Consider the following 14,796-nt stretch of genomic DNA (forward strand, 5'->3'; position numbering starts at 1 on the left):
ACGTACGTCTCCCCGTTTTTTTTGCACAGTGCAAACTCCTATTGTCAGTGACTGACATAACGCATACCATTACGTGTCAGTCACTGACTTTACCGCATTCAGAATACTAATCAACGTGCCGATACGCGTCGACACCAGGAGAAGCTCATGTCCGCAGAAAAGATGAGAACGATCCGCTTTCACGAGTACGGCGAGCCGGCTGACGTGCTTCGGTTTGAGGAGGCGCCCATTCCCACGCCCAATGCCGGACATATTGCGGTAAGGGTTCTTGCCTGCGCGCTTAACCCGGCTGACTGGGCCCTCTGCCGGGGATTCTCTGCGCGAAAACTGCCCTGCGGCACTGGCCTGGATGTTTCTGGCGTGGTCACTGCTTTAGGTGAGGGCGTCACCGGCATCTCCGTGGGCGACGCCGTGTACGGCCCTGTCGACTTCACGAACTATCCCACCGCAGGCGCGTCCGATTACGCCATTCTGTACCACTGGGCACGGATCCCTAGAGGCTTATCGCATGTGTATGCTGCGGCGCTCCCCATGGTTGTCGAAACGGCAGCGCGCTACCTTTCGTGGGCTGGTGTGAAGGAGGGGCAGACCATACTCGTCAATGGGGCCGGCACGATGGTCGGTTTTGCCGCCGTGCAGATGGCGCTTCTGCAGGGCGCGAAAGTAATCGCGACAGCTGGCGTGACTTTCTCAGATCGCCTGCGCTCCATGGGTGTCCCAGTCGCTGCACACGGTGACGGCATGGTCGAGCGAGTTCGCGCGCTGGTCTATGAGGCGCCGGATGTGGTTCTGGATACCGCCCCGGTAAACCTGCAAGCGCGCTCGGCCAGCACGCTATTCGAGTTGGTGGAGATTGTCGGCGGTGACGCTTCGCGAGTCATCACTGCCACCGATGTTGAAGGCGCAAGCAAGGCGGGCGTACGAACTGGCGCGGAAAACATCAAAGCAGAAGGGGGCTTCAAGCTTCGGTGGGACGTGCTTGAGGCATACGGGAAGCTCGCGGCAGTAGGATGCTTCTCTGTACCTGTTGCGCAGACATACGACCTCGCGAACTGGCGCAAGGCGCTGGACGTCAGTCTTGCAGGCCGTGCCCGCGGAAAGCTTGTACTTGTGCCGTAGGCATGGTGCGGTAGCAATGGACGATAAACTCCGCGAAGTTATCCTTGACGGCTCTATCCGACACGCGCTGCTGACGCTCTCGATGCCGATCATCTTGGGTAACTTGCTGCAGACCGGGTATCAGCTTACCGACGCTTTTTGGGTAGGAAGGCTTGGCGCGCCGGCGGTAGCCGCTGTAGCAGTCAGCTTTCCGGTGACGTTCCTTGTAATTGCGCTCGGATCAGGTCTTGCCATGGCCGGTTCGGTGCTAATCGCGCAATACGCTGGTGCAGGCAGGCAGGACATGGTCGATCACGTGGCAGGACAGACCATGATGATGGTGCTGCTCACCGCCGTGCTGCTCGGCGCCGCGGGCTATCTGGTCACACCCAGCATTCTGACATTGCTGGGAGTCGCCATAGAGGTGCGCACCGGCGCGCTTGGTTTCATGCATGTATCTTTCGTCGGCGTCGTCTTCGTTTTCGCCTATGCCATGTTCCAGGCACTGATGCGCGGGATAGGCCGCACGCGCCTGCCACTCGTTATCGTCCTCGGAACGGTCCTGCTGAATTTTGTGCTTGATCCACTCTTCATCTTCGGATGGGGACCAGTGCCTGGTGCCGGCGTGGTTGGTGCCGCGGTCGCGACCGTAGTGACCCAGGGCATAGCTGCCACAGTAGGCATAGCGATTTTCTTGGGAGGACGGCATGGCATCCATTTGAAGCGCGAAAACCTGCGCCTGGATTCAGTGTATCTCCGCCAGGCATTTAAGCTCGGCCTTCCGGGGTCGATCGACCTGTCGACACGTGCACTGGGGCTAATGGCGATGTCCTTTCTAATCGCAGGTTTCGGTACGTTGCCGATCGCTGTCTACGGAGTTGGTTCAACGATCATGCAAGTGGTTACGATTCCCGCCGCAGGGCTATCGATGGCATTGTCCACGCTCATCGGTCAGAACCTTGGCGCTGGCAAGGCCGATCGTGCGGAGAAGATCGCGCGCTTGGGCATTTTGTACGGGTTTGGGATGCTTTCGGCATTGGGGATCGTTGCCATGGTAAGCGCCCCCACGTTGGTAGCTTTTTTTGTTCCCTCCAACCCGGATGTGATTGAGGTCGCCGCCCACTTTCTCAAAATCATGGCATTGAGCTGGGGCTGCATCGGTATCCAATTTTGCGTGGTCGGCGTGCTCCGCGCGTCCGGCAAGGTAGCGCACGCCATGGTCATAGCGCTGCTTACGCAATGGGGTGTCCAGTTCCCGCTTGCGTCTCTGCTTTCGACGCAGAGCTATCTTGGTATAGAAGGTATCTGGTGGTCTTTTCCGGCGGGTAATTTGGCTGCTGCAGTATTGGCACTGGCGTGGTTTGCGCGTGGCAACTGGAAGCGCGGTTGGCTCACCGAGGAAATCAAAAAATGAGCCGTTACGTTCTATTTCCATGAGCTCGATTAGCATTGTTCCCTGATCAAATCCCAAGACATTGAGATTCTCTACGGACGCCTCTCCACAATACGTTCATCAATCGAAAGTTACGACTGGAGTCAGCTGCTCAACATTGATGGTTGGAGCCCGGGCGTCAGCGGCGCCGATTAGCGGAAGGAGGAGGGTGGACCTTGGGAAAAAGTGTCATGTCTGTATAAATTGATTTCAGATGTTGACCAACGCCTGATTGACGTGTTGTTTGACGACTTGGCCATCTCAGTTAGCGCGCCAATACGTCTTCCTATGCCCCATCTTCCAGAGCTGAGATCGCTTGCAGAAAAGTGGCTGAATCAGATCGGAGAAATGGCGGGGCTGGATAACATCGTCGCTTTGTCATCTATGTCGAGACGGACTCTAACCCGCACATTTAAGAAAGAAACGGGGATGTCTGTCGGTAAATGGAGGCAACTAGCCCGTTTAATGACGGGTATAGAAATGCTTTCTGAAGGTAAATCTGTTACCGAAACAGCGATGTTTCTTGGGTATGACAGCATCAGTAGCTTTGTGACACTTTGCAAAAGGCTAACGGATATGAGTCCGAAAGCAATGGCTGAATCTACACTCCTGCAAAAATGAGCTCCGATGGTAATCTGGTTTTTGCTCATCAATATCTTGAGCTGGCAAGTAATAATGTTCACAGAGTTTTGTTCATGGCGAGCCTCTTGGCTTAATTTGGCTTGAATATCCATAAGGGCAGGAGATGAGTGGAGGGACACATAATTTAACATAATATACATTATGCGTAATCTCATACTACGCAATCAGGGGCAATGCCAGCCAGATTTCAACAGGCAAAACCCCTCTTTGCATCACACTTGGGCAGCACCACCATCGACAAACATTTCACTGCCCGTCATGAAGCTGCTTTCATCCGACGCCAAAAACAACGCCGCTGCCGCAACTTCTTCCGGCTGACCAATACGACCCAGCGGCACCTGTGCGGCCATACCATCGATCATTGCGTCCTTTTGGCCGGTGCCTGAAAGCACCAGGTCCAGACCCGGTGTCGCGATCGGTCCTGGCGACAGCACGTTGATCCGAATGCCAGTGCCTTTCAAATCCAGCGCCCAGCTCCTGGCGAAATTACGCAGCGCAGCCTTTGTGGCGCTGTATACGCTGAACGCTGGCGTGCCCATGGTCGCGGTTGTCGAGCCTGTCAGGATGATCGAGCCGCCGGCGTGCATCAGTGGCAACGCTTTTTGCACGGTGAACAGCGTGCCTTTTACGTTGACGCCAAAGGTACGATCAAATGATTCTTCGGTGATTGAACCAATCGGCTGAAAGTCTCCCAGACCTGCGTTGGCGAACACGATGTCGATGCGGCCTTTTTCTGCTTTGACTTGCTTGTAGACGCGGTCCAGGTCGTCCAGGTTCGAGATGTCGCCTTTGATTGCGATGGCGCCGGCGCCTATCTGGGGCAACGCCTTGTCCAATTCTTCTTGTCGGCGGCCTACGATGACCACTTGTGCGCCTTCTGCAGCAAAGCGTATGGCGGTGGCCAAGCCGATGCCGCTGTTGCCACCGGTGATCACTGCGATTTTTCCGTTGAGCCTGCTCATGAGAGTTTCCCGCTGAAAGTTGAGGCTCGACTGTAGATCTATGCTTTCCAGCTGACTAGTATGCACCTTTTAGTAAGTACCCAGCACAGCGAGCAAACCCATGCCGAACAACACATTTAATTGCGGGCTCGATGCCGCCCTGGCGGTGATTGGCGGGAAATGGAAGCCACTGGTCCTTTATCATCTGGCCCAGAATGTTCACCGCTACGGCCAACTCAGGCGCGCGATTGGCCGCGTAACCGATAAGGTACTGATCCAGCAACTTAAAGAGCTGGAACGCGATGAGATCATTGCGCGCACTGACTTTCAGGAGATCCCGCCGAAGGTTGAATACTCGCTCACGCCGTTCGGGCAGTCCCTGGCCACGGCACTGGGCGCCCTGTGCGTTTGGGGCACCGAACACATGCAAAGCGTTGAGCGCATCAGCAAACGTCGAACGTCCGCCCCGCTTCAGTGCGAAGTACAATAATATGCATAGAATGCATAACTCAACTAAATGTCTATTTAGTTGAGTTATAACTCGACCTCTCTACAGTGGCAATTTCGTCATCTCTCATCTTTACTCGACCCAATGGACGCCCTGCCCATTCGAGGTTTGCATGAAGCAATTCACTGTATTGCTGTTCTGCGTCGTACTGCTCACCGGTTGTGATATCAGCTTCAACAACGGCCCGCCGAAAGTTGTCACGCTGACTGATCCGGGAACGCCCCAACAGCAGCAGCAGGTGTTCGAGGCTGCTGGCCGCTTCGTCCACTTGCTGGATGACGGAAAAGCCGATGAAACCTGGGCGCTGCTAAGCCCGGTCTTCAAGGCCAAGACATCCGAGTTTGTGTGGATCAACTCCATCAAAGGCCTGCGAATGGGCTTGGGGACGCTTAAGGAGCATGGCTCAGTCTCCATGGGTTTTACCAATGAAATGCCCGATGCACCTGCGGGTCGCTATGCGGTTGTCGAGTTCCCGTCCACCTTCTCGACAACCAGCGTCAAAGAGAAAGTGATCTTGCGCGAGGATGACAGCCACTGGCTGATCGTCGGTTATTTCGTCAACAAATCCGTGGTTTTTGGAGATCAGGCGAAGACCAAGCCATAGCCCCCCTCTCCTCTTTAACAGCTTTTCACAACCGTCCAGGACCAGCCTGTGGTTATCATCCAGGCAGTCTTTAACGTTGTTGAAGGAGCGAGCCATGTCAGTTGCAAGCGTGGGGCAAAATACTGTACCGCAGCAAGGCGGTAGCGGTTCGGTGTTCGATGCGGCGCTCAACAGTGCCTGGAAAAATGAATGGACGCGGCGCGAGGAAGCGCGCGACCAGGCCAAGGCGTCAGGCAATGAGGCGTTGGCGCAACACTTCCAGAATGAACTGGATGTGCTGAAACTGATGATGCCGGAGGGCGTACCGAGCGGTGCAACGCCACCCCCGGTGCGTGCCAGTGAATCGGAACCAGCGAAAAGCCCGGTTACGGACACTGCCACCCTCGCGGCAACGCCTGGCGCTCCGCCAGCGGAACGTCCCAAGGATGCGCCAGCCGGTAATACGCTGAACTTCACCAATGAGCGCGATACGCCGATGACTATCGTGTTCACCGCCAATGCCAATCAGCCCGCTATTCCTTCCATCACGCTCCAGCCCGGAGAATCGCTGGCTCAGGCCTTCCCCGAGGGATGGTCCGGCAATTTCCGCTCGACCACTGGTGACGGCGCCAATGCCACACTCGGTGAAGTCGCTTTCAATGGTGGCGCGGACGGTAAACAAACGTTCTACGACGTCAGCTATATAGAAGGTAACAACGCCCGCATGACGATTGAACCGAGCGCGGGCGGCCCGGTGTCCGGCACCTTGAAAGACATCGTGAGCGGCGCCCCGGACAGCATCAAGGCGCGGGATGATCAGGGCAATGTCTACGGGCTGAAGAAAACCACCAACGCCGAAGTGATCAACGATTCGGTGGTCAGCTACTACCGTTCGGCTGTGGGTGACGGCCAGGGCTATGTCGTGCCCAAAGATGATTCGAGTACGCTGGGCTCACAGTCGAACAGCCTTAACGTGCGGATTGCTTGACCTGTAAAAAAGTTGGCCGTTGAGGCCAGCTTTTTTTCCTCTCCCAGCACTACATTCGCGTGGCTGCAAATGTAGCGGCTGTGTAACACCCACCTTGTGTACCCGCGATCCGCTCTCTAAGCTGGCCGATCTTTCGCCGTGCCCCGGAATTACCATGCCTCGAAGTATCGCCCACCTCGCCCTGCTGCTGGGGTTGATCACCGCCATTGGCCCGTTTGCCATCGATAGTTACCTGCCCGCCTTGCCTACCCTTGGCGCCAGCCTTCAAGCCTCGCCGGCCGCCTTGCAGATGAGCCTCACGGTGTTCTTCATGATCATCGGCGTGTGCCAACTGTTCTACGGGCCGATCAGTGATGTGTTCGGGCGCAAGCCGCCGATTTATGCGGGTCTTGTAATTTTCGCCGTGGCCAGCGTCGGCTGTGCGCTGGCGCCGACCATCGAAGTATTGATTGGCTTTCGGGCGTTGCAGGCGTTTGGCGCGTGTGCCGGGATGGTGATTCCCCGGGCGATTGTCCGCGACCTGTACACCGGCCACGAAGCGGCGCGCTTGATGGCCTTGCTGATGCTGGTGATGAGTGTTTCGCCGATCCTCGCGCCATTGGCTGGCAGCGTGATCATTTCGATCTGGAGCTGGCGCGAAGTGTTTGCGGCACTGGCGATCGTATCGGTGTTGTGCCTGATAATGACGGCCATGCAACTGCCGGAAACCCATCCCGCCGAGCGTCGCCTGGGCAAGACCATCGGCGCGGCAATCCGCAGTTATGGCGCCTTGCTGCGCGACCCGGTCTTTATCGGTCTGGCCGTGGTCAGCGGATTTGGCCTGGCAACATTCTTTGTTTTTATTGGCAGCGCGCCGTTCGTGTACATCGAATATTTCGGCCTGACACCGACGCAATTCAGCCTGTGTTTCGCCCTGAACGCCGCGTCGTTCTTTGCCATGAACCAGATGACCGCACGCCTGAGCCGGCGGTTTGGACTGGCACTGGTGATTCGCAGGTCCGTGATCGCCACGGCATCCGTCATGGCGATACTCGGCGCGACAACGTTCTGGGGCACCCATCTGGCGGTGATGATGACGCTGCTGTTTATCGGCTTCGGCTTCCTCGGTTTACTGCTGCCGGCTGTCGGCGTGCTGTCGCTGGAAGATCATGGCGCGGTGGCAGGCTCCGCATCGGCCCTGCTGGGCGCCATTCAGATGATCACGGCTGCGCTGTCGATGAGCCTTGTCGGCGTGTTTGCTGACCACACACCCGCGCCGATGCTGATTGGCATTGCGTTATGCGCGGTCGCCGCGATGCTCGTCAGCCTGTGGACACTGCGCCGCCTGCCCGCTCATCTGGTGAGTACCCCGCCCTCCTCCTGATCGCTGCCCAATTGTGCCAGGTACGCCCAGGGATAAATGCCACGCTGATGGCCATCGCTGAAGACCAGTTGCACGCCATAGCCCTGCGGGTGAATTTCCAGCACCCGCACCGCGTCGGACACCAGGGGGTGGCTGCCGCGCAGGCGAAACGCCCGGCATTGGGAGCACGGGCATTCGCGACGCAGACGGGCGTGATGAATCCACTGGGTGCCGTCGGCCCACTCCAGACGCAAGCGCCCGTGCGCGCCTTTGCCAATGCTGTTCGGTGCGTTCATTGCAATTGCGTCAGGGCAATGCGCACGGCTTTACGCACTTCCGGGTCGGCGTCGTCGGAGGCATCACGCAGGGCTGTCAACGCGTTGCGATCGCCCAGTTCACCCAGTGCCAATGCGGCTTCCTTGCGCAAGTTGCTGATGCTGTGGCCCAGCGTCTGAATCAATGCCGCCAGTGCCGGTGCATAGCGCAGACGGCCCAGGCTGCGGGTGGCACGCAAGCGCACTTGCCAGTAGTCGTCTGTCAGTGCTTCAACCAGCGCATCACCGCTAGTGCGGCTGCCGACTTTGCCCAGCGTGGTGGCGGCTTCCTCACGCACTTGCCAGGCCGGGTCCTGCAAGGCCTGATGCAGCGCAGGTAATACACGTTCATCGCTGGCCAAACCGAGGGCGCCTGTGGCGGCGCGGCGTACTTCGGTATCGGTATCGCTGCTGGCCAATGCGGCCAAGGGCTCGAGCGCCGGTACGTGCTTGAGCCAGCCGAGTACGCCCACGGCCTCACGGCGGATACCGGCGTCAGCGTCAGCCAGCGCGAGCAAGGCCGCCGGTGCGGCGGCATCCAGGCGCAGCTCGCGCAACGCGCGGAATATCGCAGTGCGCACACTCACCTCGGCATGCCCGGTCCACGGCAACAGCAACTCGCCGGCGCGCGTCGTCTTCAACACACTCAAACTCTGAGCCGCCGCCTCGCGTACCGGCACCTCGGCGTCAGTCAACGCTTCGCACAGTGCCTGCACCACGTCGTCCTCCTCCCAGGCTTCCAGCAGCGTCGCCGCCTGTGCACGCACGTCAACGGAGGAATCATTGCGCAGGCTGTCCACCAACCATTCCAGCCCGTCGGGGTCTTCAAGGTCTGCCAGATCGATCAGGGCGATCCGGCGCATGGCCGCATCCGGCGCCTGCAGGCGTGGGCGCAGGGCTTCTATTTCAGGGTTATAGGTCATATGGCAAATCGCGGTCTTGAGGGGTTGTCGGGCAGCCCGAGCGGGTTCAGCCGTGGCAGCTGGCGGCCATCTTCATGGTGCAACAGCTCCAGGCAATGACGCTTGAGGTGGGTAAATTCAGGGCTGGTCATCAGCTCGGTGTGGCGTGGCCTGTGGAAATTCAGCTGAAAGTCTTCAATGATTCGGCCCGGTCGCGGGCTCATCACCAGGATACGGTCGGCGAGAAACAGTGCTTCGTCGATGTCATGGGTGACGAACACCACGGTGGTACGAATCTGCGTCCAGATATCCAGCAACAGCGCCTGCATCTTCATGCGCGTCAACGCGTCCAACGCGCCGAAAGGTTCATCCATCAACAACAGGCGCGGGCGATTGATCAGCACCCGCGCGATCTCCACGCGCTGCTGCATGCCACCAGACAGCTGGTTCGGCCAGCGTTCGGCGAACCCTTCAAGGCCCACCAGCGCAAGGATTTCATCTGCGGCCGCCAGCCGCTCAACCTTGCCTACACCGCGCATCTTCAGACCAAACGCGACGTTCTCGCGCACGCTTCGCCAAGGAAACAATGTGTGCTGTTGAAACACCATGCCGCGCTGCTGGGAAGGACCGACCACGGCCTGCCCATCCATCTGCAACACGCCCTGACTGGGCACCAGATGGCCGGCCAGGGCGCCGAGCAACGTCGATTTGCCACACCCGGACGGCCCGAGAATGCACACGAACTCCCCGGGCTCGATGGCGCAGTCCAGCGCTTTTACCGCCTCGAACGCCTGGGCCGGCTCGCCCAGCACAATCGACACATCGCGTATTTCTACGCGCCCCTCACGTGCACTCATCAGGTTTTACCTCGCGGGCGATGCCAAGGGGTGAACACGGCGCCCAGGCGCTTGACCAGCCAACTGCTGCCCATGCCCAGCACGCCGATCAACAACATGCCGACCACAATGTCGGCGTAATTCTGGATGGTGTACGACTCCCACGTGTAATAACCGATGCCGAACTGGCCCGAGATCATCTCCGCCGTCACCAGGCAGAACCACGAGGTGCCCATGCCGATGGCAAGGCCGGTGATGATGCTCGGGGCCGCGCCTGGCACGATCACTTCACGCAAGATGGCCCCGCGCCCTGCCCCCAGGCTGCGCGCCGAAGCGATCAGCCTGGGGTCCACGCCTTCGACCCCGTGCACCGTGTTGAGCAAGATCGGAAACAGCGCGCCGGTAAACGTGATGAAAACCATCGACAGCTCCGACGACGGAAACATCAATATCGCCAGTGGAATCCACGCCACCGCCGGGATAGGACGAATGACTTCAAGCGGCGGCAACAGCACATCTTCGGCCCACTTCGAGCGGCCAATCGCGATACCCAGGCCGACACCCACCAGCACCGCGGCCAGGTAGCCTTCAAACACCCGTGTCAGGCTGGTACTCAGGTGTTTGGCCAACTTGCCCGAATCCATCAGGCCCAACGCGGCCTCAAGCACAGCGCCGGGCGTGGGCACATTGGCAAACGTCACCAGCCACAGGTTCCAGTGATGGCTGGCCGCGAGTTGCCAGAACAACAGGCACACCAGCAAGGAGGTGGCCCGGGGTAGCCAGCGATAAGCACGAGTCGGCATGGGCATGTTCCTGTCAGCGACTGACGACGGCGTTGGCGAAATCCAGCACCTTGCCGCCCTGGGCCGTCGCATATGCTTGCGCCTGCCCCTTGAGCAGGAACGCGCTCAACTTGCCTTGGCGGTCGCTGGCGAACCAGGCCTGGTTGGCGAGTAACTTGATACCGCTGTCTGCGGCCTGGGCGTACACCGCACGCACTTCTTTGCCGTCTTTCTTCAGGCTGGCCAGGGCGCTGAACGCCGCCTCAGGTGACGCATAATTGCGGACTTTGGGCTCGCCTTTTACCCAGATTTGCGCCACGTGCTGCCAGTCGCTGATTGGCTTGCCTGTGAGCGCATCATTGGCTTTGAGCGGTGCTTGCGCGTAGTTGCCCAATTGCGCCTGATAATCCAGGCCCGAGGCCTTGAAGGCGGCGCGGATGTATTGGTCGTCGATAAAGGTCGTGAGGTCCAGGCCCCGGTCAGCCTTTTTCAACAGTTTGAGGGTGTCGATCGCCGTGCCGACGGCCTGGCGGTATTCGGGTTTCCAGCTCAGGTCACGGGTTTGCACGCCCAGCGGGCCATGGAACAGATAATTGACCTCGGCTTCGACGCCGGTGACTTTTTCGATCAGTTCGCTGTATTTCTCAGGCTCTGCGGCCAGCAACTGATTGGCTTCGATACTTGCGCGCAGGTAAGCGACGACCACTTCGGGATACTGGCGCGCGTAACTTTCGTCCACCAGCGCGCCGTGAAAGGTTGGCGTATTGGATTGCGAACCGTCGTAGATCTTGCGCGCGAAGCCGCGGTTGGGGAACAGTTCGGCAAACGGCACAAAGTCGGCGTGGGCATCGATTTTATTCGCCTGCAGCGCCGAGCCTGCGACTTCCGGGGCCTGCGCGATGATGTTGACGTCGGTGAGCGGGTCCCAGCCTTGAGCCGCCACCGCACGCAGCAACATGCCATGAGCGGTCGAGGCGAAGGGCACGGAAATGGTCTTGCCTTTGAGGTCCGCCAACGACTGCGCAGTGGACGCCGTCGGCACGACAATGCCATTGCCACTGCCCTTGATATTGCCCGACAGCACGCTGATAAACAGGCTGTGCTTGCCCGCGCCTTCGAAAGCCACGCCGTTGAAGGCGCCGGGGAAGTCGGCCATGGCGCCGAAATCCAGCTTGCCGGCCACCATTTCATTGGTCAGCGGCGCGCCACTGGTGAAGTTCTTCCACTGCACGTCATACGTGGCGTCTTTGTATTTGCCGTCGTGGGGCAAGTACTTGTCCAGCAGCCCCAGTTCACGGATCAACAAGCCGCCGGCGGCGCAGTTGATGGTGGTGTCCTGGGTGCCGATGGCCACCCGGATGGTTTCGGCCTGCACAGACAGGCTCAAGGACGCCAGCACCAGGCTGGCAAAGGTTGCGCGCACTAACATTGGGTGTTTCCCCTCGAATCATGGTGATAGAAGTCGTCTCCGCCGCGATCGGGCACGGTGGGAAACGAGGGGTACGGCATGGGCGTCCGGTGTTGGCGGATAGCTTGGAGTCAACGGTTCAGCGCAGCAGGTACGGAATCTCGACCTTGACCGCGCCGGTGGGGCAATCCTTCTCGCAGGGCATGCAGTACCAGCACTCGTCGAATGCCATGTATGCCTTTTGCGTCGCGGGATTGATTGCCAACAGGTCCATCGGGCACACATCGACGCACACCGTGCAGCCTTTTTCGGCAATGCACTTGTCTTCGTCGATCGTTACCGGCGCGTTGGAGCGGAAAAATATTTCCTGGGGCTGGTAGGCCATTTCACGGTGTCCTTGTGGCGAGCGAGCTCTCTCGCGTTGGGCTGCGCAGCAGCCCTGATCATGCAGCATCAGCACCGACACGCAGGCGGTCGTAGGCTTGCATCTCGTCGGCATCGAGCGGAATCACGTAAGGCTCGACGGGTTTCTTGAAACTGACCATCTGCCCGTCATCGCCCTTTTTCAGGTGGCAATGGCAGAACCAGTCGGCGTCATTGCGCTGCGGGTGGTCCACGCGGTGGTGGTACAGGCCCCAGCGGCTTTCGGCGCGATACAGTGAGGCGCGCGCGGCCATTTCGGCGCAGTCGCGGATCACGCTGGTTTCCATGGCGCGCATCAGTTCGTGCGGGTTATGGGCCTTCATCTGGTCGAGGTCGCGTTCGATATCGCTGAAGCGCTGCAGGCCGATTTCCATCTTGCGGGTGACCTTGGGCGGTTGCAGGTAGTCGTTCACAAAGCGGCGCAACTTGTATTCGACCTGGGCCGGTGGCAGGCCGGTTTCGCGGTCCAGCGGCGCGTAAACGCGGGCCTGCTCAGCGGCGACCTGTGCGGCATTCACCTCGCTGAAGTCCCGCTCAGCCACAAACTGCGCGGCATTGGTGCCGGCAAACCAGCCGTAAGTGAACGCGCCGAGCATGTAATTGTGCGGCACGGCAGCCATGTCACCGGCGGAATAGAGCCCTTTCACCGAGGTCTCGGCACGCTCGTTGACCCACACGCCCGAGGCCGAATGCCCGCTGCAAAAGCCGATCTCGGAGATGTGCATCTCGACCATGTCGCTGCGGTAATCGGTACCGCGGTTGGCGTGAAACTGGCCGCGACTCGGGCGCTCGTTGCTGTGCAGGATCTGCTCGATGTTCTGGATGGTTTCCTCGGCCAGGTGATCGAGTTTGAGGAACACCGGGCCATTGCCGCTTTCGAGTTCCTGGTGGAACTCCCACATCATTTGGCCGCTCCAGTAGTCGCACTCGATAAAGCGCTCGCCCTTGTTGTTCGCGGTGTAGCCACCCAACGGCCCGGTCACGTAGGCACACGCGGGGCCGTTGTAATCCTTGATCAGCGGGTTGATCTGGAAACACTCCAGGTTCGCCAGTTCGGCACCCGCGTGGTAGGCCATCGCATAGCCGTCACCGGCGTTGGTCGGGTTTTCATAGGTGCCCATCAAGTAGCCCGACGACGGCAAGCCCAGCCGGCCAGCCGCGCCGCAGCACAGGATCACGGCCTTGGCCTTGATCACCTGAAAGTCGGCTGTGCGGCAATCGAAACCCATCACGCCGTTGACCGCACCATCGTTGTCAGTCAGCAAGCGCGTACACACCAGGCGGTTGGTGATGTTCACCCGCGCACGCTTGAGCTGGCGGTACAGGACTTTCTTGATGTCATGCCCCTCGGGCATGGGCAGCACATAGGCGCCCATGTGGTGGACCTTTTTCACCGCATAGTCGCCGGTTTCGTCCTTTTCGAACTTCACCCCCCAGCGGTCCAGCTGTTCGATGGTTTCAAAACTGTGGGTCGCGTAGGCATACACCGCCGCCTGATTGACGATGCCGTCGTTGGCGATGGTGATTTCCTTGGTGTACTGCTCCGGCGTCGAGTGGCCGGGGATGATCGCGTTATTCAGGCCGTCCATGCCCATGCTGATCGCGCCGCTGCGCTTGACGTTGGCCTTGTCGATCAGCAGCACGCGCAAGTCGCGGTTGGCTTCCTTGGCCTTGATCGCCGCCATCGGCCCGGCCGTGCCGCCGCCGATCACCACGATGTCGTATTCCAGCTCTACGGTGTTGCGGCTCATGGGCGGTTGCCTCGTTCACGGTCGATGCGCAGGCGATACTGGAAGGCGTCGCCACGGTAATACAGGTGCTCGAAATCCACTGGCTGGCCATCAGCGGTATGCGTTAGCCGTTCGATATGCATGATCGGCGAGCCAGGCTCCACGTTAAGCGCCTGGGTCAGGTCGCTGTCGGCCAGCACCGCATCAATGGCGACGTCGGCGTGGCCCAGTGGCAGGCCGCAGTCGTTTTCCAGGATCAGGAAGATGTCGCGGGTCACCAGGTCGGCCTTTTCCAGGCGCTCGCCGAGGGCCTGGTTCACATAGGTGATCTCCAGCGACACCGGCTCGCGGTTGATCAAACGCACGCGCTTGATCTGTGCGACGGTGGTGCCCTCCTCCACGCCCAGCCGCTCAGCCACCTGCTTGTCGGCGGGCACAAAGCGAAAACTGCGCAAGCGGTTGATCACTTCATAGCCGCGTTCGGTCATGGATTCCCCCAAGCCCTGCAAGGTGCTGACGTTCTGGTAGGCCTTGGGTTTGGAGACGAAGGTGCCTTTACCGTGGATCTTGAAGATCAACCCTTCTTTCTGCAGGTCGCCCAAGGCCTGGCGCACGGTAATGCGGCTGACCTTGAAACGCGCACCCAGCTCGCTCTCGGAGGGCATTTGCGTGTTGGGCGGGTATTGGCCATCGAGGATGCCGCTGCGCAACAGGTCGCGCAGTTGCGCATGCAGCGGAATGCTGGACAGTGGAGATAAGGCAGCCGTGGATTCGTTCATCAAAGTCACTTGTCATAACGAGTTATGACGTGATCTTAAGAAGTCTAACCAGCGCTTTGGAAATACCGTTTATGCATAAGCTTAAACT

Annotated in this window: 16 protein-coding genes; 7 read left to right on the forward strand and 9 right to left on the reverse strand. The window is 59.3% G+C overall.

Features of this window, described 5'->3' with window-relative positions:
• The first annotated feature begins 147 nt into the window (after positions 1-147).
• The 3 genes from BFW87_RS25710 to BFW87_RS25720 all read left to right on the forward strand — a co-directional run bounded on the left by BFW87_RS25710 (position 148) and on the right by BFW87_RS25720 (position 3,151).
• Entirely contained in the window at positions 148-1,119 is a 972-nt protein-coding gene (locus BFW87_RS25710) for an NADP-dependent oxidoreductase (RefSeq protein ID WP_078742509.1), read from the forward strand.
• Between the two features lie 16 nt (positions 1,120-1,135).
• Positions 1,136-2,512, forward strand: a complete 1,377-nt coding sequence (locus tag BFW87_RS25715) for an MATE family efflux transporter (protein ID WP_078742510.1) — start codon at positions 1,136-1,138, stop codon at positions 2,510-2,512.
• 222 nt (positions 2,513-2,734) lie between these two features.
• On the forward strand, positions 2,735-3,151 hold the full coding sequence (locus BFW87_RS25720; RefSeq protein ID WP_139372506.1) for a helix-turn-helix transcriptional regulator: 417 nt from the start codon (positions 2,735-2,737) through the stop codon (positions 3,149-3,151).
• A 233-nt stretch (positions 3,152-3,384) separates the two neighbouring features.
• Here the strand turns inward: BFW87_RS25720 and BFW87_RS25725 are convergent, their stop codons facing one another.
• Positions 3,385-4,134 carry an SDR family NAD(P)-dependent oxidoreductase gene (locus BFW87_RS25725; RefSeq protein ID WP_078742512.1) on the reverse strand — a complete coding sequence of 250 codons (750 nt, stop codon included), beginning with the start codon at positions 4,132-4,134 and terminating at the stop codon, positions 3,385-3,387.
• 100 nt (positions 4,135-4,234) lie between these two features.
• On the opposite strand from BFW87_RS25725, the gene BFW87_RS25730 reads away from it, so the two are divergent.
• The 4 genes from BFW87_RS25730 to BFW87_RS25745 all read left to right on the forward strand — a co-directional run bounded on the left by BFW87_RS25730 (position 4,235) and on the right by BFW87_RS25745 (position 7,555).
• Positions 4,235-4,603, forward strand: coding sequence for a winged helix-turn-helix transcriptional regulator (locus BFW87_RS25730; RefSeq protein WP_078742513.1), 369 nt, complete (start codon positions 4,235-4,237; stop codon positions 4,601-4,603).
• A 130-nt stretch (positions 4,604-4,733) separates the two neighbouring features.
• Complete coding sequence (locus BFW87_RS25735; RefSeq protein ID WP_078742514.1) at positions 4,734-5,225, forward strand: DUF4019 domain-containing protein; 492 nt, start codon at positions 4,734-4,736, stop codon at positions 5,223-5,225.
• Positions 5,226-5,319: 94 nt separating this feature from the next.
• On the forward strand, positions 5,320-6,192 hold the full coding sequence (locus tag BFW87_RS25740) for a thaumatin family protein (RefSeq protein ID WP_078742515.1): 873 nt from the start codon (positions 5,320-5,322) through the stop codon (positions 6,190-6,192).
• A 154-nt stretch (positions 6,193-6,346) separates the two neighbouring features.
• Positions 6,347-7,555 carry a multidrug effflux MFS transporter gene (locus BFW87_RS25745; protein ID WP_078742516.1) on the forward strand — a complete coding sequence of 403 codons (1,209 nt, stop codon included), beginning with the start codon at positions 6,347-6,349 and terminating at the stop codon, positions 7,553-7,555.
• Here BFW87_RS25745 and BFW87_RS25750 read toward each other — a convergent pair.
• The 8 genes from BFW87_RS25750 to BFW87_RS25785 form a co-directional block, all read right to left on the reverse strand.
• Entirely contained in the window at positions 7,525-7,830 is a 306-nt protein-coding gene (locus tag BFW87_RS25750; RefSeq protein WP_078742517.1) for a DUF971 domain-containing protein, read from the reverse strand. The genes BFW87_RS25745 and BFW87_RS25750 overlap by 31 nt on opposite strands.
• The gene (locus BFW87_RS25755) at positions 7,827-8,771 is read right to left on the reverse strand and encodes a HEAT repeat domain-containing protein (protein ID WP_078742518.1); all 945 of its coding nucleotides are present in this window, start codon (positions 8,769-8,771) and stop codon (positions 7,827-7,829) included. Before BFW87_RS25755 ends, BFW87_RS25750 begins: the two co-directional genes overlap by 4 nt.
• Positions 8,768-9,607 (reverse strand): ABC transporter ATP-binding protein, encoded by an 840-nt coding sequence (locus BFW87_RS25760; RefSeq protein WP_078742519.1) that lies wholly within the window; start codon positions 9,605-9,607, stop codon positions 8,768-8,770. Before BFW87_RS25760 ends, BFW87_RS25755 begins: the two co-directional genes overlap by 4 nt.
• On the reverse strand, positions 9,607-10,389 hold the full coding sequence (locus BFW87_RS25765) for an ABC transporter permease (protein WP_078742520.1): 783 nt from the start codon (positions 10,387-10,389) through the stop codon (positions 9,607-9,609). Before BFW87_RS25765 ends, BFW87_RS25760 begins: the two co-directional genes overlap by 1 nt.
• 13 nt (positions 10,390-10,402) lie before the next feature.
• Positions 10,403-11,797 carry an ABC transporter substrate-binding protein gene (locus BFW87_RS25770; protein WP_078742521.1) on the reverse strand — a complete coding sequence of 465 codons (1,395 nt, stop codon included), beginning with the start codon at positions 11,795-11,797 and terminating at the stop codon, positions 10,403-10,405.
• Between the two features lie 118 nt (positions 11,798-11,915).
• Positions 11,916-12,161 (reverse strand): 4Fe-4S dicluster domain-containing protein, encoded by a 246-nt coding sequence (locus tag BFW87_RS25775; protein ID WP_028616162.1) that lies wholly within the window; start codon positions 12,159-12,161, stop codon positions 11,916-11,918.
• 58 nt (positions 12,162-12,219) lie between these two features.
• The gene (locus BFW87_RS25780; RefSeq protein WP_078742522.1) at positions 12,220-13,950 is read right to left on the reverse strand and encodes a fumarate reductase/succinate dehydrogenase flavoprotein subunit; all 1,731 of its coding nucleotides are present in this window, start codon (positions 13,948-13,950) and stop codon (positions 12,220-12,222) included.
• Entirely contained in the window at positions 13,947-14,708 is a 762-nt protein-coding gene (locus BFW87_RS25785; RefSeq protein WP_078742523.1) for a GntR family transcriptional regulator, read from the reverse strand. Before BFW87_RS25785 ends, BFW87_RS25780 begins: the two co-directional genes overlap by 4 nt.
• Between the last annotated feature and the right edge of the window lie 88 nt (positions 14,709-14,796).

The organism is Pseudomonas fluorescens (assembly GCF_002022275.1).
Lineage (GTDB): Bacteria > Pseudomonadota > Gammaproteobacteria > Pseudomonadales > Pseudomonadaceae > Aquipseudomonas > Aquipseudomonas fluorescens_AJ.